At 57.4% G+C, this 22886-nt stretch carries 23 protein-coding genes; 12 read left to right on the plus strand and 11 right to left on the minus strand.

What is annotated here, in order from left to right; translation table 11 throughout:
- Positions 1-4: 4 nt before the first annotated feature.
- From AC6CHO_RS07400 to AC6CHO_RS07415, 4 genes are all read left to right on the plus strand, one after another.
- Positions 5-1474, plus strand: a complete 1470-nt coding sequence (locus AC6CHO_RS07400) for a 4-hydroxyphenylacetate 3-hydroxylase family protein (RefSeq protein WP_498214390.1) — start codon at positions 5-7, stop codon at positions 1472-1474.
- A gap of 28 nt (positions 1475-1502) precedes the next feature.
- A complete protein-coding gene (locus AC6CHO_RS07405; RefSeq protein ID WP_498214391.1) occupies positions 1503-1856 on the plus strand; it encodes a cupin domain-containing protein in 354 nt (117 codons plus the stop codon).
- A gap of 3 nt (positions 1857-1859) precedes the next feature.
- Complete coding sequence (locus AC6CHO_RS07410) at positions 1860-2384, plus strand: flavin reductase family protein (RefSeq protein ID WP_498214392.1); 525 nt, start codon at positions 1860-1862, stop codon at positions 2382-2384.
- 115 nt (positions 2385-2499) lie between these two features.
- A complete protein-coding gene (locus tag AC6CHO_RS07415) occupies positions 2500-3294 on the plus strand; it encodes a carbon-nitrogen hydrolase family protein (protein ID WP_498214393.1) in 795 nt (264 codons plus the stop codon).
- A gap of 500 nt (positions 3295-3794) precedes the next feature.
- On the opposite strand, the gene AC6CHO_RS07420 is transcribed toward AC6CHO_RS07415, so the two are convergent.
- Complete coding sequence (locus AC6CHO_RS07420) at positions 3795-4202, minus strand: RidA family protein (protein ID WP_498214394.1); 408 nt, start codon at positions 4200-4202, stop codon at positions 3795-3797.
- A 45-nt stretch (positions 4203-4247) separates the two neighbouring features.
- Here AC6CHO_RS07420 and AC6CHO_RS07425 point away from each other — a divergent pair, with 45 nt between their 5' ends.
- Positions 4248-4652, plus strand: a complete 405-nt coding sequence (locus tag AC6CHO_RS07425) for a winged helix-turn-helix transcriptional regulator (RefSeq protein WP_498214395.1) — start codon at positions 4248-4250, stop codon at positions 4650-4652.
- Positions 4653-6114: 1462 nt separating this feature from the next.
- Here AC6CHO_RS07425 and AC6CHO_RS07430 read toward each other — a convergent pair.
- Both AC6CHO_RS07430 and AC6CHO_RS07435 read right to left on the minus strand, forming a co-directional pair.
- Positions 6115-8460, minus strand: a complete 2346-nt coding sequence (locus AC6CHO_RS07430) for an FdhF/YdeP family oxidoreductase (protein ID WP_498214396.1) — start codon at positions 8458-8460, stop codon at positions 6115-6117.
- Between the two features lie 124 nt (positions 8461-8584).
- Entirely contained in the window at positions 8585-9478 is an 894-nt protein-coding gene (locus AC6CHO_RS07435; protein WP_498214397.1) for an FUSC family protein, read from the minus strand.
- A gap of 316 nt (positions 9479-9794) precedes the next feature.
- On the opposite strand from AC6CHO_RS07435, the gene AC6CHO_RS07440 reads away from it, so the two are divergent.
- On the plus strand, positions 9795-10778 hold the full coding sequence (locus AC6CHO_RS07440; protein WP_498214398.1) for a Dyp-type peroxidase: 984 nt from the start codon (positions 9795-9797) through the stop codon (positions 10776-10778).
- Positions 10779-11697: 919 nt separating this feature from the next.
- On the opposite strand, the gene AC6CHO_RS07445 is transcribed toward AC6CHO_RS07440, so the two are convergent.
- From AC6CHO_RS07445 to AC6CHO_RS07455, 3 genes are read right to left on the minus strand one after another with little or no spacing between them, the layout of a single operon-like run.
- Complete coding sequence (locus tag AC6CHO_RS07445) at positions 11698-12417, minus strand: cation:dicarboxylate symporter family transporter (protein ID WP_498214399.1); 720 nt, start codon at positions 12415-12417, stop codon at positions 11698-11700.
- Positions 12408-12488: a hypothetical protein gene (locus AC6CHO_RS07450; RefSeq protein ID WP_498214457.1), complete on the minus strand. Its 81-nt coding sequence runs from the start codon at positions 12486-12488 to the stop codon at positions 12408-12410. The genes AC6CHO_RS07445 and AC6CHO_RS07450 overlap by 10 nt, the downstream gene beginning before the upstream one ends.
- Before the next feature lie 35 nt (positions 12489-12523).
- Positions 12524-12946, minus strand: coding sequence for a cation:dicarboxylate symporter family transporter (locus tag AC6CHO_RS07455; protein ID WP_498214400.1), 423 nt, complete (start codon positions 12944-12946; stop codon positions 12524-12526).
- A gap of 852 nt (positions 12947-13798) precedes the next feature.
- Between AC6CHO_RS07455 and AC6CHO_RS07460 the strand changes: the two genes are divergently transcribed.
- Positions 13799-14449 carry a DUF1345 domain-containing protein gene (locus tag AC6CHO_RS07460; RefSeq protein ID WP_498214401.1) on the plus strand — a complete coding sequence of 217 codons (651 nt, stop codon included), beginning with the start codon at positions 13799-13801 and terminating at the stop codon, positions 14447-14449.
- 215 nt (positions 14450-14664) lie between these two features.
- Here the strand turns inward: AC6CHO_RS07460 and AC6CHO_RS07465 are convergent, their stop codons facing one another.
- The 4 genes from AC6CHO_RS07465 to AC6CHO_RS07480 all read right to left on the minus strand — a co-directional run bounded on the left by AC6CHO_RS07465 (position 14665) and on the right by AC6CHO_RS07480 (position 18516).
- Positions 14665-15420 (minus strand): iron ABC transporter ATP-binding protein, encoded by a 756-nt coding sequence (locus tag AC6CHO_RS07465; RefSeq protein WP_498214403.1) that lies wholly within the window; start codon positions 15418-15420, stop codon positions 14665-14667.
- Entirely contained in the window at positions 15417-16451 is a 1035-nt protein-coding gene (locus AC6CHO_RS07470) for an iron chelate uptake ABC transporter family permease subunit (protein ID WP_498214404.1), read from the minus strand. The genes AC6CHO_RS07465 and AC6CHO_RS07470 overlap by 4 nt, the downstream gene beginning before the upstream one ends.
- Before the next feature lie 4 nt (positions 16452-16455).
- On the minus strand, positions 16456-17436 hold the full coding sequence (locus AC6CHO_RS07475) for an ABC transporter permease (protein WP_498214405.1): 981 nt from the start codon (positions 17434-17436) through the stop codon (positions 16456-16458).
- A gap of 93 nt (positions 17437-17529) precedes the next feature.
- Positions 17530-18516, minus strand: a complete 987-nt coding sequence (locus AC6CHO_RS07480; RefSeq protein WP_498214407.1) for a siderophore ABC transporter substrate-binding protein — start codon at positions 18514-18516, stop codon at positions 17530-17532.
- 298 nt (positions 18517-18814) lie between these two features.
- Here AC6CHO_RS07480 and AC6CHO_RS07485 point away from each other — a divergent pair, with 298 nt between their 5' ends.
- Together AC6CHO_RS07485 and AC6CHO_RS07490 are read left to right on the plus strand one after the other, a co-directional pair.
- Positions 18815-18940: a hypothetical protein gene (locus tag AC6CHO_RS07485; protein WP_498214408.1), complete on the plus strand. Its 126-nt coding sequence runs from the start codon at positions 18815-18817 to the stop codon at positions 18938-18940.
- Positions 18941-19405, plus strand: coding sequence for a GNAT family N-acetyltransferase (locus AC6CHO_RS07490; RefSeq protein ID WP_498214458.1), 465 nt, complete (start codon positions 18941-18943; stop codon positions 19403-19405).
- Here AC6CHO_RS07490 and AC6CHO_RS07495 read toward each other — a convergent pair.
- Positions 19402-19611: a hypothetical protein gene (locus tag AC6CHO_RS07495; protein WP_498214409.1), complete on the minus strand. Its 210-nt coding sequence runs from the start codon at positions 19609-19611 to the stop codon at positions 19402-19404. The genes AC6CHO_RS07490 and AC6CHO_RS07495 overlap by 4 nt on opposite strands.
- Before the next feature lie 186 nt (positions 19612-19797).
- On the opposite strand from AC6CHO_RS07495, the gene AC6CHO_RS07500 reads away from it, so the two are divergent.
- From AC6CHO_RS07500 to puuE, 3 genes are all read left to right on the plus strand, one after another.
- On the plus strand, positions 19798-20484 hold the full coding sequence (locus AC6CHO_RS07500; RefSeq protein WP_498214410.1) for an SDR family oxidoreductase: 687 nt from the start codon (positions 19798-19800) through the stop codon (positions 20482-20484).
- Positions 20485-20665: 181 nt separating this feature from the next.
- A complete protein-coding gene (locus AC6CHO_RS07505) occupies positions 20666-21379 on the plus strand; it encodes a YoaK family protein (RefSeq protein WP_498214411.1) in 714 nt (237 codons plus the stop codon).
- 363 nt (positions 21380-21742) lie between these two features.
- Positions 21743-22687: an allantoinase PuuE gene (puuE, locus tag AC6CHO_RS07510; protein WP_498214412.1), complete on the plus strand. Its 945-nt coding sequence runs from the start codon at positions 21743-21745 to the stop codon at positions 22685-22687.
- Positions 22688-22886: the final 199 nt, after the last annotated feature.

Here is a 22886-nt window from a genome sequence, read left to right on the forward strand (position 1 = left end):
GAACATGCGCACCGGAAACGACTACCTGAATGCACTGAAAGACAACCGCCGAATCCTGCTTGATGGAGAGGTGGTCAGCGATGTGGCGAGCCATCCGGCTTTCGCCAATGTGGCCAAGACCGTCGCGGAGCTCTTCGACATCGCCGCAGATCCAGCCAACGGCATGCAGTATCACGCCGAGGAAATCGACGGCCCGGCCAACCTCGTGTTCAGCGCCCCGCGCACCACCGAGGGAATGCGCGCCCGCCGTGCCGCGGTGGAGCGCTGGGCCAAGCACACCCACGGCTGGGTCGGCCGCAGCCCGGACCACGTGGGCACCTTCTTCGCCGCCTTCGGCAGCCACTCGGAAGTCTTCGAGCACCCCGAGCGGGACTTCGCGGGGAATATCCGCCGCTACTACGAACGGATCCTGCGCGAGAACCTGTACCTCTCCTACGCCATCATCCCGCCGCAGTACTCCCGCGCCACCACTGCCTCTGGCTGGGAAGGCGACTTCTTGCAGGTCGGTGTGGTCAAGGAAACCGAAGAGGGCTTGATCGTGCGCGGCTCGCAGATGCTCGCCACCGGTGCGGCCATCGCCGATGAAATCTTCATCACCTGCATCAAGCCGCTGGGACCGGACGATGTCGACTTCGCCATCTCCTTTGCCTTGCCGGTGGACACCGAGGGCCTGAAGCTGCTGTGCCGCCGTCCCTTCGCGCCGCAGGCCTCCAGCGAATACGACTACCCGCTCACGAGCCACTATGACGAGCCGGATTCCTTGGTGATCTTCGATGACGTGCTGGTTCCGTGGGACCGCGTGTTCATTGACCGCGAGGTGGAAAAGCTGCGCCGGCAGTTCTTCGACACCGGCGCCCACGCCCTGGGCAACTGGCAAGCACAGACCCGACTGAACACGAAGCTGCAGTTCATCGGCGCCGTCGCTCGCAAGATCACCCAGGTCAACGGCACCGAGCGCATCCCCGGGGTGCAGGAAAAGCTCGGCGAGCTGGCAGCCACGATCTCGTCGGTTGAATCGGCGCTGCTGGCTGCCGAATATACCGCCGAGGCCGATGCCCAGGGCATGATGATCCCTGGCAAGCGCGCGCTGTATGGCGCTATGGGCCTGCAGTCCGAGACCTACCCGAAGGTCATCGAGATCCTGCGCGACCTGGTCGGCGGCGGCGTGCTGCAGATGCCATCGGGCGTCAAGGACATGCACAGCCCTGTCACCGGACCTGATGTGGAACGCTACATCGCCTCCCCGAACGTGGACAGCGAGGAACGGATCAAGCTCTTCCGCCTGGCTTGGGACATCATCGGCACCGAGTTCGCCGGACGCCACCAGCAGTACGAGATGTTCTATGCCGGGGCACCGTTCGTGGTGAAGGGCGCCTACACCTTCCGCAACTACGGCTACGAGAAGCACGTTGCCGAACTGGATGAATTCCTGGCCAGCTACAGCTCATCTGCCGCGGTAGCGGCCGCCAAGTAAACGAACGACCCAAGAAGGAATATCCGCAATGGCGAAACCAGAGTACGAATTCGGTCCGGTCTCCCGCGTCGAATTCGCTGATTGCAACCCCCATATCGACGGCCTGTCCGAGGCCATCCTGGCCCGCGACGACTCATCCGATGCGGTGACCCGCATCCTGAAGTTCGAGCCAGGCACCGATACCAGCCCCAACGGTCCGCTCAAGCACGACTTCTGGGAAGAGGTCTACATCTTCGAAGGCTCCTTCGTCGACCAGCGCCTGGGCCAGACCTTCAAGGCCGGCGACTGGGCGACCCGCCCGCCGGGAATGGAGCACGGGCCATGGATCTCGGAAAACGGCGCCAAGATGTTCGAAGTGCGCTACTACTCCAAGGAGGACTGAGCCATGGCACTGCCGCAGACTTTCTCCACACCGGACCCGCTGGCCATGCGCCAGGCGATGGGCCGCTTCCTGACCGGTGTCGCCGTGGTGACCACCGAACATGAGGGAGAGGGTTCGGGCATGACCATCAATTCACTGACCTCCATTTCGCTGGAGCCGCCGATCCTGATGGTGTCGCTGAACTTCAACACCCGCACTGGGGACGCCATCCGTGACGGTGGGCGCTTTGCGATCTCCATCCTCGGCGCCAAGCAGGAAGCGGTGGCCCGCCAGTTCGCCACCCGTGGCGGGTCGCGTTTCGAGGCCGGCAGCTTCGACACGACCCCGGGCGGCCTGCCGGTGGTTGCCGAGGCGCTGAGCCAGCTGGAATGCAAGGTCGTGCACCAGTACGACATCGGAGACCACCAGGTATTCTTCGGCCAGGTTGTGGCCAGCCGCGACCGCGACGGCAGCGGACTAGCCTTCAACGCCGGCAAGTTCGGAAGCTTCGATGATTTCCACCATGAACGGGCTCCGTGGCTGTTCTAGCGGCCCGGCACTGAGCTGATCGCAGCCCTCTGCGGCCGGCCGGGAATCCCGGTCGACTGCAGGGGGCTGCTTTCCACTTTCCATGCCTCACCAATCCCAATTTCAGGAGAATTCTATGAAAATCGCACTGGCCCAGATCCTCAGCTCGGCCGATCCGCAAGCCAATCTGGAGCTTATCCGCGCCCGGGCGACTGAAGCAGCCGGACAGGGCGCCGAGCTGGTGGTCTTCCCCGAGGCCACCATGTGTGCCTTCGGCAACGACCTGGCCCGCATCGCAGAATCCCTTGACGGCCCATGGGCCGCGAACGTGCGTACGCTGGCCAGCGAACTGGGCGTCACCATAGTTGCCGGGATGTTCACCCCTGGGGTGGGGAGCCGGGTGCGCAACACCCTGCTGATCACCGGGCCCGAGGTAGATACCTCCTATGACAAGATCCATCTCTATGATGCCTTCGGCTACCAGGAATCGGAGTCGGTGACTCCTGGCGAGCATCCGGTGACCTTCGCCGTCAATGGCTTGACCTGTGGCGTGGCTACTTGCTACGACGTGCGATTCCCGGAGATCTTCTTCGCCAACGCGGCTGCCGGGGCACTGGTCAACATCGTCTGCGCGTCGTGGGCCATGGGACCGGGGAAGGTGGAGCAATGGCAGCTTGCCACACGAGCCCGGGCGATGGACAGCACTACGTTCGTGGTCGCCGTCGATCAGGCTGATCCGCACACGGTATTGGATGAGGTCCCCGCCGGTGATCCGCTGGGAGTAGGCCATAGCGCCCTGATTGCCCCGGACGGATCCGTGGTGGAAGATTTGCAGCTGGCTCCTGCACTGCGGATTGTCGAGATCAACCCCGATGACGTGGTTAAGATCCGGGAACGCGTTCCTGTCCTTGCCAACGCCCGCCTCCGCTGACGCTGCGGCACGGGTTTCCTGGTGGGCGTACCGTAAACTTGTCCGATCCCTATAAATATGAACGGTCCCGTACTGATAATTTCCTACATAGGTGTAGGGCTCAGACAGGGTGCGTTCATAGTTTGGTCGCGGAAATCACTTAGCTGCTTAGTTGTTTCTTGCCTTACAGAATCCTGCGATGCGGAGCTTCTTCGCATCCTTGCCGGGGACCGCGCAGACCCGTGATGGTATGTCTTCGCCTGCCTGGGCAGCGTTTTCCTGAGGCTAGGGGGATCCATTGCCTCCGGTTCTCGGCGTTTCGGTCTTGCATTAGCTTTCTTGCTGAGTCCTGGTGGGGCGTACCGCGTCCTGCGCGGCTGAAAGGGGCTGAACCCATCCAACGGGGCAAACCACTGATAAGCCCTAAAGTTTGCGTCTCAGTGGGAGGGATCGGTAGCACAACGTTAGGAGGGGAGGAGCTCGAAGGGAAGACGACCTGCTCGGGAAGCAAAACTAATCGTCTAGTCGATGACGGCGGTGGCTTCTATTTCCACCAGCACTTCATCGTCATAGAGCGCTTGGACGCCAATGAGCGTTGCGGGCGGCATCGGGAGGCTCAAGCCGATTTCCTCGGCAACGGACTCTACACCGCCCATGAACTCTGAAATTTTCTCCGTATGCCAGTCGGTGACATAAACCGTCAGCCTCACCACATTGGCAAATGTGGCCCCGGCACCGGCGAGCCCAATTGAAATATTACGCAGTGCCTGAGAGACCTGTGCCTCGAGGTTCTCTGGGACTGGATCCCCATCGGGTTGGTGCGCAACCTGTCCTGCAACGAAGACTTGCCGGGTGCCGGTTGCGACGGCAACATGGTGGTAGGGCGCTGGCTGCAGCAGTCCCTTGGGAGAAATGTAGTGGACAGTCATGGCGATCCCTTTCTGAACCAGGGTAGGTATCCTTAGGATACGTACATGCCAAAAGGCACCGCAATGAGACTAGGTTTCGCCATGGATACCTCCGCTGAATTTCACCTCGACACTACTCATCGGGAGTTGCTCGACCAAGTACTGGACAAATGGTCGCTAGCCATACTAAACGAGTTGTGCGAGCGACCTTGTCGCTTTAACGAGCTTCGCCGGGCGATCCCCGTGGTAAGTCAGAAGTCGTTGACAGGGACTTTGAAACGACTTGAGCGTAACGGCATCGTTTCTCGAACCGTGACCGCGACTCGCCCTCTAGCGGTCACCTACAGCATCACGGTTCTGGGAAAAACTCTGCGAGGTCCTATCGACGTTTTGCTGCAATGGGCAGAACGTCATCTACCGGAGATTGAGCTTGCACGCGACGGCTTTGATCGGGCTGAAATCGGTGAATAAATCTCTGGGTGATGTGGGTACGGCAGGGATCTCAAGCCAAAGCTCAGTTCGGAATCTCTATCGGTTCGCAAAACGATATTCTTGGCAGGAATTGTACCGAGTATTCAAACAGCGGACGTTTTTCCAATGGGCGACAACTCTGGCTCACTACGTTGAGGCCACCACCATGGCAGCGTCCGTCCCGCTGGGAACGATGCCATGGCAATCATTCTCGGCTTTGAGCCCCGAAATGGTGGGTGAGGTGCAGCTGGGTGACCTTCCATTGGCGGAAGCACGAGTCGCGGAACCGAAGAAACCGGACCTGGAAAAAGATCGCGGGAGGCAGGGTAGCGGCGCATGCGGTGAGTTTCTCGTTTCTCTCCTGGAGCGTTGCGGGGCGGTGGGGAACATACCGTCAGACAGGCTTGCTGCAGCGGACCCGGCCGCACGCAAGCGGTCTCTTAGACCATCCCCGTTGTTCCAGTGATGTTTTGCAAAACGATCGATACGCAACCGGTGATTTGCTCATTCAACTGTGTCCTAACGATCCTGCAACCACAGCACTCCCTCAGAATGCAAGAGATGCGGCGGTTCAGGTCCGAGGAACAGTTGATCAGGGAAGATGGCGAAATCCGCTAGGATTCCACGACGGCGTAAGCATTCCTCGCACGAAGGAAGAAATAGTCGGCCTAGTGTGGATTGCAGAACCGCCAATGCTCAGATGAGTAACGATTATGGTGGTTCGGTGTATGCCGATTGACGTTCAAAGGTTCGCAACTGTTTCCGTGGGATGTCAAGAACGGATCATTGGGGTACGAGAGAAAGAGCTGCGCTCCACTCTCGAGGGGCAGATTAAAGATGCCCTAACCTATATGCAAAGTCTGCTGAAGGAGAATTTTGAGATTCCGCTGGGTGTGCATGTCCGAAGAACCCTTCCGCTGCCTAGCGGAGCGAAAGGGCTGAGGACGGCGGAGTTGTTCCTACTTCAATAACAGTGGAGGCCAAAGGCTGATTTTTATCACATTTCAATCTGAATTGCGTAATTCTATACCGACCCAGCATCGTGTGGATGAGGTGTATGACCTGATGAAGCAACGCGAACCAAGGCAAGCGGAAAGTTGATGATTGGGCCAGAATAGACAGGAGAACGAGGTCTCTGCTCTTTCCTCAGGGCACAGTCTCACAAACTTCGTAGCCTGGCCTAGGAAAGTAGCATTGGACAATCTGCAGTTACCGCGGATTGGCAATCAGCACTTCGCCCGAGGTGTTCTTAGCGTTCCTTCATCATCTGACGGCCTAAATCGTCAAAGCCATAGCTGGATTGGTCTCTTAGCGGGCTTCTCAATTGTGATTCGCCGGGCTACATGCGGCAGAACGATGATCATTAACTTCCCCAAAGCCCAACGACTGCAGTCTGCTCTGAACTGAAATTTTATTGGAATGCTAGTGGCTTTTCTCCGGATATCTCTCACGTCAGCGCGGATTATTTCGAGGGGAAGATCCGTACTTGGATATTCTTCATGAGTGGCTGATCGCTCTGAGTACTGTAATCGGCGATGCCGATGAGTGCGTTCATTTCTGGCATGTAGCCAGCTGCGCTTCCTCGGGGCAGATCGTAGGCGAGGGCGCGGTAGCGATTGAGTCTGCGCTCCGATCCGTCTTTGGACAGCGCGACGATATCGACGAAGTCACCCTGTGCGATGTCGCGGTCCTCCATATCTTGGCTGTTCAGGAAAACTAGTTCACGAAGGTTCTTGACTCCACGGTAGCGGTCGTTGCTCGAGTAGATGGTGGTGTTCCATTGGTCGTGCGAACGCATGGTCTGCAAGATTAGTGTCTGTTCGTCAGCCGGTAAGACATCAGGCAATCTGGCCTGGGAAAATTCGGCACGTTCCGAGATAGTGTTGAAAGTACGTTGGCGGGCAGGTTGAGGGATACGGAAGCCTAGGGGGTTTCGAATCAGTTCGTTGAAGTTCTCGAAACCAGGCAGGACACGAGCCATCACGTCGCGAATCCGGTCGTAATCTTCGACGTACCAAGCCCACGGTGTTTCGCTCTTTGGCAGTGCTGCCGCCGCGATGCCTGCAATGATGGCTGGCTCGCTCTTGAGCTGATCATCAGCCGGTTTCGTGGCGCCTTTGGATAGGTGGACCATGCTCATGGCGTCTTCGACCGTGACACCTTGGGCGCCCGTCGCCTGAAGATCACGCTCGGTTCTGCCGAGACATGGCAAGATGAGCGCTTGCTGTCCGTGCACCAGGTGGCTGCGGTTGAGCTTAGTGCTCACCTGGACAGTGAGTTCCGTCCTGCTTAACGCTTCAGCAGTGAACCGAGTGTCCGGAGCCGCTAGGACGAAATTTCCTCCCATGCCGACAAAGACTTTGACTCGTCCTTCGTGCATGGCTTTGATCGTTTCTACCGTGTCCAGCCCGTGCTCAAATGGCGGGTTGATCTTGCATTCCGTAGCTAGCCGGTTGAGGAAGTCTTCGCTAGGTCGGTGGTCGATCCCGCAGGTACGATTGCCCTGGACATTGCTGTGCCCGCGGACCGGTGAAGGACCGGTGCCGGGACGTCCGATATTACCGCGCAACAGCAGGAGGTTCATGATTTCGCGTACGGTGTCTACGCCATGTTCGTGTTGGGTTACGCCAAGGCACCAACTGATAATGGTGCGATCGGATTTGATGTAAATATCGGTGGCCCAGCGGATCTTTTCCTCTGAGAGACCGGACTGTTCAACCAGCTCGGCCCATTCAGTAGCTTCGACTAGGGTTCGGTATTCTTCCATGCCGTTGGTGTGGGATTCTAGGAAGCCGAGATCCAGCACCTTCGGGTCAGTTTCTGCTGCTTCGAAGACAGCTTTAGCCATGCCCCGTATCAGCGCCAGGTCACCGCCGGGACGGACTTGGAGATTGCCATCGCTGGTGGAGGACGTTTTGAACAATGCCATGTCCACGAAATCGTGCGGCACGATGGTGCGGGTGGAACCGGCTTCGTTCAGTGGATTGACATGTACTACCTTCGCTCCGCGTTTGGTGGCTTCCGACAGCGAGGTGAGCATGCGCGGTGCGTTGGAGGCAGCGTTGACTCCGAAGATGAACAGGGCATCGCATTTTTCCCAGTCCTCAAGGTCGGCAGTACCTTTGCCTGTGCCGATGGATGCCTGCAAGGCTCGTCCCGAGGCTTCGTGGCACATATTGGAGCAGTCTGGCAGGTTATTAGTTCCCAGTTCGCGGGCCATGAGCTGGTAGAGGAACGTTGCTTCGTTGCTCAGACGGCCCGATGTATAGAAGCTTGCTTCGTTGGGAGAAGCCAGGGCGCGCAGCTGCTCGCCAACTAGGTCGAAAGCTTCCTGCCAGGAGATGGGAACGTATTTGTCACTTGAGGCATCGTAGACCATGGGTTCTGTCAGCCGCCCCGCAGCCTCCAGCTCATAATCGGTCCATTGAGACAATTCCGCTACGGTGTGCTGGGCAAAGAAATCAGCCCGGACTCGCTTGGCAGTCATTTCCCACGTAACGTGTTTGATGCCGTTTTCGCAGATGTCGAGTTTCAAACCTTTTTGGTCATCTGGCCATGCGCACCCGGGACAGTCAAAACCTTTAACGCCGTGGTTCATCGACAGCATCGCTTTGGTGCCGCTGACTACTTGTCGTTCTTTCACGAGTACTTCAAGCACAGATTTGCTGGCTCCCCAGCCTGCTGCCGGATGGTGGTAATCATTCTGCGACCATGATCCATCGCTTAGCGGGCCGAACCCGCCCTGGCGCGGAGTGTCGGAAAGCAGTCCTAGAAGCGTACTGATACCAGCGTCATTGTTCTTTTCCACGAGATGCTCCGATCTTGGCTGTCTTTAGCTGCAACACTTTTGCGAAGGAGCGTCACAGTCAGTTCCAACTATCCTCGCTACGGGGCCGTCTCACAAGGACGAAACGGATGGTCCCCAAAGACGACTAGGTCACTTTATTGCGCATTGCCCAGCGTGGTTCCCGAATGAAAACAGCCACAAGAATGCCGGAGGCCGCGCCGATAACCGTTTCAAGCACTCGATCTCCGATGAGTTTTTCAATGTTCGCAGGGCTTGCGAGTAACGTCATCAGCAAGATCATTGGTGTGAAGAACATGAGCGCGAGCGCGTAATTACGGGTCATGAATAATTCGCTCGGGTATTGCGCGATGACAACAACTACTACCAGTATGGCCGTGGAAGGGTGAGGCAACAGAACTACGGCAGTGACTGCGACGCCTAGGAGAGTGCCGAGCATTCGGTGTATGCCGCGTCGGATTCTTCCCGAAAGCGTGTCAGCAGCAAGTGGGACTGCTGCCGCGGCCATGGCCCAATATGGATGTCCTATGCCTAATATCAGACCTCCGGAACCCGCAATTGCCATAGCGAGCAGGTATCTCGTGGCATGAACGAACGTTGCTTTGAAAGGAGCATGCGCTACATTGCGGAAGATACTGGGTTGCCATTCACGGGTATTCACCCAGCCAGTTAACCCAATCAGCATCGAGAGAATTGCTGAAGCAAGGCATATTCCGACTGCGGTGATCCATGGCACCGCCGGAGCCAGCGATGCGCAGGCTCCCAGGGCAAAGATCGAAAAGAACGGGCCAGCGGGTTTGAGGTTGTATCTGTCCGAGTAGATTGAAGCTAGTGCTGCGAAGCATGACTCAATGCCGATGAGTTCCCATGGGCCGAGATTGCCATAGGACAAGCTGATCCCGAGAATGGCCCCGCTAAGAAGGAGTACCGCAGCCTGCGCTTGGTGAAGCAGCCGTTGCTGAGCTGGGTCATCACGTCCATACATTCCGAGGAATGCTCCGAAAACGGCATAGATAATCAAGTTGGGATGCCCCCAACTTAACAGTAGAAATGCTGGAATGCTGACACCTAGGGTGAGGCGCCATGCCACCCAGTAGTCATTACGCCCAGGCAAGTCGGGCAGAATTAAGCGTCTGGCTTGTCTTAGTAGAACCATTGGGGACTTTCTGTCCTGGCTTTTGGGACTGGATGGAACATGATGAGAAAATATTAGGCCACCAAGGATTCAAAGTGGTTCCTTCGCGGTATCCCAGCGTTTGTTACTGCAAAACGTACTTGCATCCGGTCGTTCAGGGTGAAAGCCTCTCCATAGAGATCCACTACCGAGAGGTTCAACGATGCAAGCATACCCAAGCGATCCATATATCCCTCAATGGTCTGCATCCAGACAAGCCCGGCCGCAAGATCTCGTTGGCCCATTGACTGGATCGGCGATATTCCTTGTTTGCACGCTCAAGGATTCTGCACCAATACCTGCAGTTCGCGACGTACTCAAAGGAGTGCAGGACGTTGTGAAGACTGTGGGTTTCAGGGATCTCCAAAGCAGATTGTCGTGCACAGTAGGCATCGGTAGTCGACGATGGACTGAGCTCATGGGCGAGAAGCAGCCCAGAGAGCTTCATCCATTTCAAGAGATCTCAGGTACCACTCATACCGCAGTTTCAACACCGGGTGATCTGCTTTTCCACATACGTTCGGAACGTCAGGACCTATGTTTCGAACTGGAGCGCCTGATCTTGGATACGCTGGGAGATCTTGTCACGGTCGAGGATGAGGTCTGCGGATTTCGCTATTTCGACTCCAGAGATCTACTCGGATTTGTTGATGGAACCGCGAACCCAGTCGGCCTTGATTTGCTGGAAACCGTATTTATCGGCGATGAAGATCCGCAGTTCGTCGGAGGTTCTTATGTTGTGGTCCAGAAATACCTCCATTCAATATCCGCATGGCATGAGCTGTCGACAGAAGATCAAGAAGCGATTATCGGTCGTACCAAAGCGGAAGGCGTAGAGCTTGATGATGTGCCTCGAGGGCAGAAAGCACACAAGACCTTGGCGACCATTGAGGACGAACAAGGCGAACACGACATTCTGCGGGACAACATGCCGTTCGGGCGTCCGGGGAACAAAGAATTCGGGACCTACTTCATTGGTTATTCGAGACACCTGTGGGTTATCGAAAAAATGCTGGAACGCATGTTTATCGGAGATCCGCCTGGAATGCATGACCGCTTGCTTGACTTCTCAACGCCTAGAACAGGTTCGGTGTTTTTTGTACCATCTTTGACTTTGCTTGACGGATTGGATGGAACCGGTCAATAAGTTGCTCGCGCATCCCGTAGCCGTCCCATCGGCTCTAGGCGGATATTGAGTTTCCTAGTGCTAACCAGTGACAAGATGCTTGCCGATGGGGCAATTGTAGTTTTTGATCTCTTGAGCAGAAGAGAAGTGTTGTGCCGGAATCGAAGATTCCCTGGCTATGGGCAACCTCATAAGTATCGGGAGTCCCAAGTGAGGGACCCGGATCCGGCGTGATTGGCTTTGTCAGAGTGTATCGCCGTTTCCCGCGGCCGATCGCAAGGTGGTCCGGGCTGGAATACGGGAGTCTTAGCCTTTTGCTCCAGATGTGGACGTCGTGAAGCAGAATCGAGAGGAGAAGAGAGAGCAGTGGCGCGACAGTGCGGATGCGATTGTTGAATCCCACTGCGGCGAGTTGTTCGGAAGCATCGGTTCCAGGCTTCCAGGCTTCCAGGATTCCAGGAGTTACGCGTCACCCGCGGAGTATCACCGTGGCCGCTGCCTAGACATCACGTCCGACTGCTGCTGAACGAACGATGTTCGCGTCGTTGTGGCTTTATGCGCTCGTCGGGGCGCAGCTCACTGGTTGTTGGGTATTAATGACGCCGGCCTTGCACGGTTTCAACAGGCGTTCAACAGGCGGCGAGTCAGGAAAATGCTCTACCGGAATCCTGTGCTGAAGTTAATCGCGAGTGGGTTGTTGCAGAGCATTTTCACTGGCTTAGGCTCGTGGCTATCACCTATTGGATATCAGGTGCTTCTTGTCTAGCCGTTGCCTTTATGTCAATTTGAGGCAGTGCATCCGGGGTTGGACCGCCTCCGAACTTTGGTGACGGCGGCTAGCCTTTAGCAAGGCGTTCCGCTTCCAGGGCTTCCCATTCCTCATCGCGTCCCAACATGCGAGTGGTATCTTCGTTGGTAGTTTCTCTGGCGAAGGCTCGCTTTATGACGTTATGGTCGAATTGTCCTTCCCATTTTGCGACGACTTTGCGACGACGAATGTGGCCACGCAGTTACCCAGCAGGTTCACGACTACGCGCATCGAGTCCATGACGTGGTCTGCCCCCAGAAGCAAGGCCACGCCGGCTGCCGGGAAGATCCCCAGCGCAGCAGCTGTTGCCGACAAAGCAAGGAAGGACGACCCTGGAACACCGGCCATGCCTTTAGAAGTCAACAAGAGGATGCCTAACGCCGCAAGCTGCTGGCCAAATCTAAGGTCATGCCCGAAAGCCTGGGTAAGGAACAGCAGTGAGATTGACAGGTAGATCGCGGCACCATCGAGGTTGAACGAATAACCAGTGGGAATGACCAGACCTGTGGTCGCCCTAGAACAACCTGCGTTGGTCAGCTTCGTCATGATACGAGGCATTACTGATTCCGTGGATGCCGTGCCTAATGCCAATAGGAACTCTTCGCGGGCGATGCTCCAGGCAATGATGAAGAGGACGCATACGAAGAACAGCGCTGCGGCGTAGCAAGCCAAAATAAGTTTTGCGTATATAGCGAGGGCATCGATTCCGTATTGACCGATGATAAAGACCATGGCCCCAAAGGCACCCAGGGGAGCCACTCGTATGACCCAGCTCATGACCTTGAAGATCGATTCCAACACGTTTTCAAAGACTGCCAGCAGCGGGGCGCAACGTTCTTGTCCTACGACCACGATGGGGCTCCGAAGAAGACGGAGAAGAACAGAACCTGCAATAGATTGTTATCAGTAAAAGCTCCGATCACGCTGACGGGAATGATACCTAGAATGAAGTCTGCGGCTACCTTGGCTTCACCCGTCTTTTCTCAAGTGAGGTGGCATCCAATGTATCTGGATCAATGTTGAGCCCCGCGCCTGGTTGGAAAACGTTGGCGACGATCAACCCGAAGACTAGGGCGAAGATGGTAGCGCCAGTGAAGTAGAGAAGAGTTTTGACCCCCACGCGGCCCACAGCTTTGACATCGCCGACAGCAGAGATTCCCGTGACGATAACCAAGAAGATCAGGGGAGCGATGATCATCTTGATCCACATGATGAAGCCGTCGCCGAGCGGTCGAAGCTGCGACCCCATGTCTGGGAGGAAATGCCCAATTGACACACCAGCTACGATCGCCACTCCCAGTTGGAAGAACAGGGAGTTGTCGAAAGGTTTTTTGGGTGCTGGGTCGGCGACTCTGAAGTCGTCGGCAGACTTGATATTCATGGCTGCTCCTTAGGAGGATCTCTCTGAGAGAGGTGCCGGTAATGATAACGAACACCACTGCGATTCAGGTCACATTATTTTTATAATGCGATATCAAGTTTCTGTATTGAGAAATTGATTTTGACGGGCCCCTCTTTACATGGGCGGATAAGCGTCTCCTACTTATCTGGGTAACCCGACATCGTCTGTTGAGGAAGGGAGCGTACGCGCATGTGGTGGTGCCTTGTACTGGGGTGTTTCCACATGGACAGTCAATAGGCGTTCAGCTCCGGACCATCATGGAATGCCCGTCTCGGATTATGTCGAAGGGCCTGATGAAGAGTCGGTGGGTCCAACGCGAGTACCGTCGGTGCTGATTCCCACGGCTGGGTTGCAGGTGATGGTCGGGCAGATCTGTCAGATGCGGAAGAGCGTAGTCCCTACTGCCACTCCGTGCTGATGCCTAGCGCGATTGACGATTGTGTCCGAGGTGGTGAACCCGGGATTCCCGCGGAGCGAGCGCGGAGCCGGTTGCCAGGTTGCAAGCGGACGTGAAAACCTCCCACTCACGGACAGCAGAATTGCCCGCACCTGGCCAGTTTTCTTTGCCCACTGATTTCATGACCACCCATCACCTTATCGCCACGCCAGCACGGCTGCGCAACATCTGAACGTTACGGCTCAACACGGGATGCGAAGATCTTGGTGATGCCTGGAGCTATCTGGATTAACAAGTCGAAGGATCAGGCAGTTCAGACCGGTTGATAGTCATTTAGACTCGCTTTGGTACCGTTTGACTCTAAAAATTCTGGGTTGCCTATCGCATAGTTGGTGGACCGCTCAAAGCAGTCCAACCGGTGGCATACTTGCACCATGGATCATTTGGGAGGCACTCGTAGAAGGCATCGTCAGTTCCGCTCTTTGAGCATGATCGTCTGTGGTTTGCTCGCCACGGTTCTAACGGGGGTGATGGGGTCGTGGAGCTACGCCCCGGCCGTTGGGTGGACGGTTGCGGCGTTCATTTACATCGCCACCATCTGGCTGGCTATCGCGCCCATGGATTCAAAACGCACAGCATCCCATGCAAGGGCAGAAGATCCGGGGCTTCGCGCGTCTGAGCTATTAATTTTACTGGCAGCGGTCGGTTCTCTGGCTGCTGTCATGCTGGTCATTGTAGGCAGCAACAACGTGGAAGGAGCGAGCCGATTCTTTTTGGCTTTTCTGGCTCTGAGTTGCACGGCTATGTCGTGGCTATTGGTTCACACCTTATTTACTTTGCGCTACGCTAAGGTCTACTTCAATGGAGAACCTGGCGGTATTGAATTCAACCAAGTGGGTCTACCTCGGTACACGGATATTGCGTACATGGCTTTCAGCGTGGGAATGACCTATCAAGTTGCGGACACGAACATCACGACACATGCCATGCGTTCTGTAGTCCTTCGCCACAGCTTGCTCGCATTTGTCTTTGGCACAGGACTGCTAGCCACTACCATCAACTTGGTGGTGAGCCTTGTCGGTTAGCTGCCGGCACCGATAGGCGTTGCGAGGTCAGGTAATTAGGATGCCAACGCACGTGATTGCCTAACCCAAATATTTTGCTGACGCAAGGGCTGTTAAGCTGTCGCTAGGGCCACTGATAGCTTGCAACTAACCACGAGTGCGTACTCATTGCCGAGTATGCGCTGGAGAAGAGACAAACTGTAACAGGTATCTATTTGGGCGCAATTTGTCATTGCTTAGTAATACACAGCCAACGGGCCATTGGGACCAGGAACCACGCTCACAGGTGTTTCGAAAACTTCGGTGAGGATCTCGTCCTGCATGATCTGCTCCGGGGTGCCGAACTGCACCACCTTGCCGTGCTTCATGGCGCAAATGTAGTCAGCATAGTGGCCGGCGAAATTGATGTCGTGCAGCACGATCACGATGGTGCGGTTCAGTTCCGCCGCAGCACGCTGCAGATGCTGCATCATGACCACCGAATGCTTCATGTCCAGATTGTTCAGCGGTTCATCGAGCAATACGGTATCGGTGTCCTGGGCCAGCACCATGGCCACATACGCGCGCTGGCGCTGGCCGCCGGAGAGCTCATCAAGGTAGCGGCCTTCCAGCTCGCCCAGATCCAGGAAATCGATGGACCGCGAGATGATCTCCTCATCGGCGTGGTTCAGCCGGCCCTTGGAGTGCGGGTAGCGTCCAAAGCCCACCAGCTGGCGCACGGTCAGCCGGGTGACAAAGTGGTTTTCCTGGCGCAGGATCGAAACGATCTTGGCCAGGTCTTTCGAATTGGTTGTGGCGACGTCGTAGCCCGAGACCTCGATGTTCCCTTCATCGATGCCCATCAGCCGTCCCACCATGGTGAGCATGGTGGACTTGCCGGCGCCGTTCGGGCCGACCAGCGCGGTCAGCCCGCCGGTGGGGATTTCCAGGGTGACCGGGCCGATGGCCACGCTGGAACTGTACTTTTTGCTGACGTCTTTGAGCGTTATCACAGCCGTCCCTTTCGCAGGATGAAAATCAAGAAGGTGATGCCGCCGACGGCTTCGATGATGATGCCCACCACGCCCTGGGCATAGAACAGGTTCTTCATGATGAAGTACGCGCCGGCCAGAACCACAAAGCCGATGAGGAATGACATCGGGTAGATGTAGCGGTGGTCGTAGGTGTCGGCCAATTGGTAGGCCAAGGTTGCCACGAGGAAGCCCAAGAAGGTCAGCGGGCCGACCAGCGCCGTGGTCACAGCCATCAGGATGGATACGAAGAGCAGGACCTTCATGACCTCGCGGCGGTGGTTCAGCCCCAAGTTGATGGTGGTTTCCTTGCCCAGGGCCAGGACGTTCATCTTCTTGGAAGCCAGCACCAGATAGCCGCCGGCAATCACCACCAGCGGAATGGCCACAGGCATGTAGCCCATATCCGCATTGGCCATGGAGCCGAAAAGCCGGGCGGTGAGCACATCGAACTCGCTCGGGGTCAGCAGCCTTTGCATGAAGGTGGAAATCGACCCCAATCCTGTGCCGATGATGATGCCCACCAGCAACATGATCTGGATATTGCCGAGCCTTCCCGACAGCAGCCAGCCATACAACGCCACCGAGAGGCCCACCATGATGGCCACCTGCAAGAGGAACTGGCTGAGCCCGGTGAAGAAGGTGATGCCGGCGGCGCCCAAGAAGAAGACCGCCCCGGTTTGCACCACCCGGTACAGGGCCTCGAAGCCCATGATGGATGGGGTGATGATGCGGTTGTTGGTCACGGTTTGGAAGGCGACGGTGGCGATGGACTGGCACAGAGCCACGATCACCATGGTCAAGACGTTGCTGGCACGCAGTTTCGCGATCACCCAGAAGCCGGTGGAGCCTACCGGCATGGGGTTGTCCCAGGCCAGCAACCCAGCAGCGAAGAGCACGGCCATCGCGATCAGGACACCAAGGGTAATCCAGTAGCGCTTGCGGACCTTGGCACTGGGCAGCGGTCCTGAGGACCGGCTGGGACGATGTGTTCCGAGGGCAGGAATAGTCATGGTATTAGCCAACTTTGCGCTGCCTGAGCAGAAGGAAAATGAAGACGATCGCGCCGAGTACGCCCAGGATCAGGGAGACCGGCACTTCGAAGGGCATGATGATGGTGCGCCCGATCAAATCGCACAGCGTGGTGATCGCGATGCCCAGCAGGCACACCCAGGGCAGGTTGCTGCGCAAGTCGTCGCCGCGGATGAGCGAGACGATATTTGGCACGATCAGGCCCAAAAACGGCAGGTTGCCAATCACCACGGTGACCACGCCGGTGGCGACGGCGATCAGCGCGGTGCCAAGCAGCATCACGCGGCGGTAGTTCAGGCCCACGTTGGTGGCGATCTCTTCGCCCAGGCCTGCCACGGTGAAGCGGTCGGCCACGATGTAGATGGCCACGGCGACCAGGGCGACAATCCACAGCACTTCGTATTGGCCGCGGATCACCGAGGTGAAGGACCCGGCCATCCAGATGCCCAGCGACTGGAGCTTGTCGGTAGACAGCGCGAAGAAAGTGGAAAAGGCGCCGACAACGGATCCGAGCATGATGCCCACGATCGGGACGGTCAGCGAGGCCTTGAGGGACACGCGCTGCAGGAACAGGAAAAAGACCATGGTGCCGATAAAGGCAAAGACGATGGCTATGCCCATTTTGGCCAGCAGGCCCGCGGTGGGGAAGAACACCAGCATGGTCAACAAGCCGAGGCCAGCCCACTCTGTGGTGCCGGTGGTGGTGGGTTCCACGAAGCGGTTCTGGGTCAGCAGCTGCATGACCAATCCGCTCATGGCCATGGCTGCCCCGGCGAGCACCAGCGCGATGGTGCGGGGGATGCGGGTGATGGCGAACATCTGAGCGCCATCGTCCTTGCCGAAGATGTCGTAGACGCCGGTGAACAGCGAGAGGGCCAGGAGCAGGAGAACCCCGAGAATTCCTAGTGCGAGTTTGCCGGTGAAGACCTTGGATTTGGTCCGCGCGGGCGCAGTGGTGCTTGTCATGTTGCCGCCGTGGAAAAGTGTGGTGGGAAAACAGCTTTAGTGGCGGCGCCCGAATCCGGCGTCGCCACTAAAGCTGGTGGAAATGCATGGCTGCTACTTGGCAGTTTCCAGGGCATCGGCGAATTCGTTGAGGAATTCGGTGTAGGTCTGGATGCTCTCGTTGGTGTAGGTGTCCGCCGGCATGACCACGACGTGGCCTTCCTTGGCAGCGGTCACATTCTGCAATGCCTCGGAATTCTCCAGCAGATCCTTGGCGGGCTTGTAATCCTCCCCGTCGGCACCCACTGCGGCATCGCGGTCCATGACGATGATCCAGTCCGGGTTGGACTTGGCGATGGCCTCAACCGAGACATCGTCGCCTTCATGATCGGTGGAGGACTCGTCCAGCTCCAGCGCCGGGGTCAGGCCCAGGAAGTCGAACATCGGGCCCACGGTACGGCCGGTGGTTGGAGCGGAGTAGCCCAGCTCGCCGCCCGAGGCGATCAATCCCATGACAGTGTCGTCGGTGTTGTAGGCATCCTTGACCCGCTGCTCGGCAGCTTGGAAGTCGTCAACCAGTTTCTTGGCTTCGTCCTGCTTTTCAAAGATTTCGCCCAGGGTGGTGACCTGGCGTTCCAGCTCGGAATCGAAGGCTTCGCCATCGCGCGGATCCAGCGAAACGATGGTGGCGTCGGGAGCCAGCTCCTGGAACTTCTCGGCATATTGCGTGTAGCGCTGCCCGTTGATGATCAGGTCCGGATCAACCGTGACCACGGATTCCAAGTTTGGCTCCTTGTGGCTGCCGAGGTCGAGGATTTCCTCGTCCTCGGTGTAGGAGATCGTGTCTGGCATCAGGGAGACTGCGCCGGCGGTGAGCTTGATGCCCCAGGCCTCGAGCGTCTCGAAGGTGCGGTTGTCGGTGGCGACAACAGACTTGGCCGGTACCGCTACGCTCTTTTCGCCGTCGTTGTCGGTGAAAGTCACTGTCTTGGTGTCGGCGGCGTTTGCGTCAGCGGCCGTGCTGGTATTGGAACCGCAAGCGGTGAGAGACAGTGCAGCAATGCTCAGAAGGGCAGCGGCACGCAGCTTCATGGAGGCCATGACGTCCTTTTCTTATGGCAACCTTCATTGGTTGCGCGTGTGAATGTTCTGGTAATTAGCTTAGCCTTATCTGATCAAATTAAGCCAAATCTTATTGGTGTTGACTATGTCACTTTAGGTAGTATTTCCACACCAAAATATTCGCGAATAATACAAATTTTTCGACAGTTCGCCTTTGAACTGGCCGATCATCGCAAAAAATTAGCAATCAAAACAGTTCTTTATTTGAGCTTCGGGCGGTGCATGAGCGGCGCCAGCCTGGCCCACGTTCATGTCGAAGATTCGGTAGGATGCGCTTATGACTGCTTCCCTGGGCCAAGTCACTTGGCCGGCCACTGCTGACAGGGTTTCCCTGCGCCGCTTGACCGAAGACGACTTGGCAAGGACATGGAAATACCGAAAATTGCCAGAAGTGACCCAATAGATCACCTCGGCTCCCCAAGACTTTGAAACGTACCGCGCGCAATTTATCGAGTCGGGGAAAATCAATCGCGATATCGCAGTCGAGATCAGTGGACCGGGTGGCGAATCCCAATTGATTGGAACGATCATGGTCTTCATCAAGGATGCCTGGGGCCAACGCGAAATTCTGGATCGGACCCAAGCGGTGGAAGCGGAACTCGGGTGGAGCTTTGACCCGCAATTCACGGGTCAGGGATATGCGACTGAAGCGGTACGCCGGGCTATGAAGCTGTGCTTTGAAGAATTAGGTCTCCGCAGGATCGTTGCGGGATGTTTCGCGGCCAACGAACCCTCGGCCAGGCTGATGGAACGTGTGGGCATGCGAAGGGAAGCCTTTGAGAAATCCAATAGCCTGCATCGCAGCGGTGAATGGATGGACAGCAATTCCTACGCGATGCTCAGGGACGAGTGGGTGGCAAAACCCTAGTGGTCTTGCCGGGCATTGTGCAGGACTAAATCCAGTAGTTCTTGCACGTCTTGGGAGCGCGAAGTCCAATAGCCGGTATCCAGCCCGAAGCCGAGCATGGCTTCATCGGCACGTTTCTTGAAGTAGTCCCGGTGGTCTTCCAGAGCGTTGGCAAGGTCGGCAAATTGATCGTTGCTCAATTCCAGGGTCAACGTTTTCTGATTCATGAGCGTTTGTCCTGTGTCGGGTGTGGGTCTATGCGCAAAAGATTACGCCCGGGTTGCCTGGAATGAAAAGTGATTCGGAGCGGATTGCCAGCTTGAGCCTATTTATTGGTGATCATGGAATATCCCGCTGGCGATGGCGGTTATGCCGACTGTAGCGATGTGAACAATGATCAGAAGGAGTAGTGCATGTCTGAAGATCGTCGAGTTGTACTCGTAGGCGGCCACGGGAAGATAGCCTTGCTGGCGGCACCCAAATTGGCCGAGCGAGGTTTCGCTGTCGACTCCTTGATCCGCAACCCGGAACACTCCGGGGAAATCTCGGGGATCGGGGCCACTCCGGTAGTACTCGATATCGAAAGCGCCGATGTCGATCAGCTTGCCGAGGCTTTCCGCGGTGCCCATGCCATTGTCTTTTCCGCAGGTGCCGGAGGCGGAAACCCGCAGCGCACCCGCGCTGTGGACTTCGAGGCCGCCACGCGTTCCATGGAAGCCGCCGAGCGGGCCGGCGTCAGCCGTTATGTGATGGTCTCCTATTCGCGTGCCCTGGTGGATGTCGAAAACCTGGACCCCGAGAATTCCTTCTACACCTACGCGAAGGCAAAGCACGATGCGGACGCTGTGCTGCGAGGCACCGGCTTGGACTACACCATTCTTGGTCCGGGCGCGCTGACCTTGGAGCCAGGCACCAAGGAGATCTTGATTGCCGACGGCGCCGGCAACATCGATGGGGAAGCTCCCAGCCCGGAGACCGGCAAAGTTTCCCGGGAAAATGTCGCAGAAGTCATTGCGCACGTGGTGGATGCCGGAGCTGCGGTCCGCGCGACGGTGAACTTCTACGACGGCCAGACCCCGATTGCCGAAGCAATCCGCTAAACAATTCAATTGCAATTGATCCCTGCATCCTTGTGGTTGCAGGGATTTTTTGTGCCTGCGTTGCATGCGCCGCTCGTAACGAAAGCGATGATGTGAAGCGGGTTCGCAACATGCATAGGGGATCATCAGGCGGTGACCTACGCTAGGCACTGATCCGACCGTAGTGAAAGATGAACCAATTATGCCTAACGTTCCCAACTCCCATGACCCAGCGAGAATGCACCTGGTCCTGATGCTTGTGCTGACCTTTTCGACAGGGATTATCGACGCCGTCGGCTATCTGGGCCTGGACCGGGTCTTCACTGGAAACATGACCGGAAATGTGGTGATTCTCGGCATGGCGCTCATGGGCGCCGATGGACTTCCTGTGCTGGGTCCTTCCGTGGCGCTCGTGGGTTTCGTATTGGGCGCGGCCATTGCCGGCAGGGTGCTGAAAAAAGAAGATGCGGGATGGAGCCAGCGGACTACCGTATTGATTGGAGTGGTTGGCTTCTTCCTGGTTCTGACCGCTCTAGCGCTCTTTGCCGACCTCCATCAGGTTTCTGCAGGCGCAGCCCTCTCTGTGACTGGATTCATCGCGGGGGCCATGGGCCTGCAGGCCGCAACCGCCCGTCATCTGGCCGTTAAGGATGTGACCACCGTGGTGGTCACGTCGACGCTGACCGGCCTCGCCGCGGACTCGCCACTCGGCGGAGGCAGCGGCAAATACTGGGAACGGCGATTGCTTGCGGTGGCGCTCATCCTGGTCGGAGCTGCCGCCGGCGCCGCCTTCTTGCAGGTGCATATCGGCGTCGGCGTTCTGTTTACCGGTGTGCTTGCCATAGGTGTTGCCGTGGCCGGGGAACGCTCGCGAAAGAAGATTGCCTCAGCGCGGACGCTGGTCGAGACGAGCTAGAAGCTGCGCAAAAAAGTTTGGTCCCGATGCCGAAGCATCGGGACCAAACTTTTGTCATCACTCGCACCTTCATGAGGTAATAACGACTCTAATCGCACAGCCTGTGCGCCGACTGGGATGAGCCTGCGCATTCACTTGGCACTGCGGCCAGGGTCCCATCGGCCAACCGGACCGGATCCCCGGCAAGTCTGCATCCCGCATTGGTGCGGCCACTGGCTTGAAGCCGGGAGCAGCCCATCGACCGAAGCGCAATACGACTCCGCGGGGCAAAATGTAGACTCCCGGGCAGCGAAGGCATATCCTATGATGTAGAGCACTATTCCGACTGGCGGAATTAAAGTTTCATCGTTTGAAAGGAATCTAATGCCCATGAAGGATGTCATCGACCTGGACAGCCCCCGTGACCTCATCGGCTACGGCCGCCATACTCCGGATCCGCAGTGGCCTGGCGGCGCAAAGCTCGCCGTCCAGTTCGTGGTGAACTACGAAGAAGGCGGCGAAAGCAACATCCTCGACGGCGATGACGCCTCGGAATGCCTGCTCTCGGAAATCGTCGGGGCTGCGCCCTGGCAGGGCCAGCGAAACTTGAACATCGAGTCCATCTACGAGTACGGTTCACGCGCCGGCTTCTGGCGCCTGCACCGCATGTTCACGCAGATGCAGTTGCCGGTAACCGTCTACGGTGTCACCACCGCCATGGCCCGCAACCCCGAAGCCGTTGCGGCGATGAATGAAGCCGGCTGGGAAATCGCCAGCCACGGCTATCGCTGGCTGGAATACAAGGACGTCCCCGAGGAAGTCGAGCGCACCCACATCCGCGAGGCCGTGCGCCTGCACACCGAAGTCGCCGGTGAACGCCCTTATGGCATATACCAGGGCAAGCCCTCGGACAATACCCTGCGCCTGGTGCAGGAAGAGGGCGGCTTCCTCTACTCGGCGGATACCTACGCTGACGACCTGCCGTATTGGGTCGCCACCGACGAGGGCAAGCCCTTCTTGATGATCCCCTACACCCTCGAAGCCAACGACATGCGGTTCGCCAGCGCCCAGGGCTTCAACTCCGGCGACCAGTTCTTCTCCTACCTCAAGGACACCTTCGACACCCTGTACCGGGAGGGCCAGGAAGGTGCTCCGAAAATGATGTCCATCGGCCTGCATTGCCGCTTGGTCGGCCGTCCCGGCCGAGCCGCGGCGCTGCGCCGCTTCCTCGAGTACGTGAAGTCGCACGAGGACATTTGGGTCACCCGCCGCGTGGACATCGCCCGCCACTGGCATGAAAAGCACCACCCGGAGAACGCAGCGCGCTGAACCGGGGCGTGAGTCCTTGAATGTTCTAAAAGCATGTGAATCGGGTGCCTGCGGGTGCCGCGTGCCTTGGAGGAATCCGGAGTGCGCGGTGCCCGTAGGTGCGTCTGGATCTTGAACCATGGCCGGGGAGCGTGCTTCCCCGACGGCGGCACGGTGCGGGCTGCCCGGACCGAAGCGATGCACTCTAGCTACCGTGTCT

This window comes from Glutamicibacter sp. GQ173 (assembly GCF_059759215.1).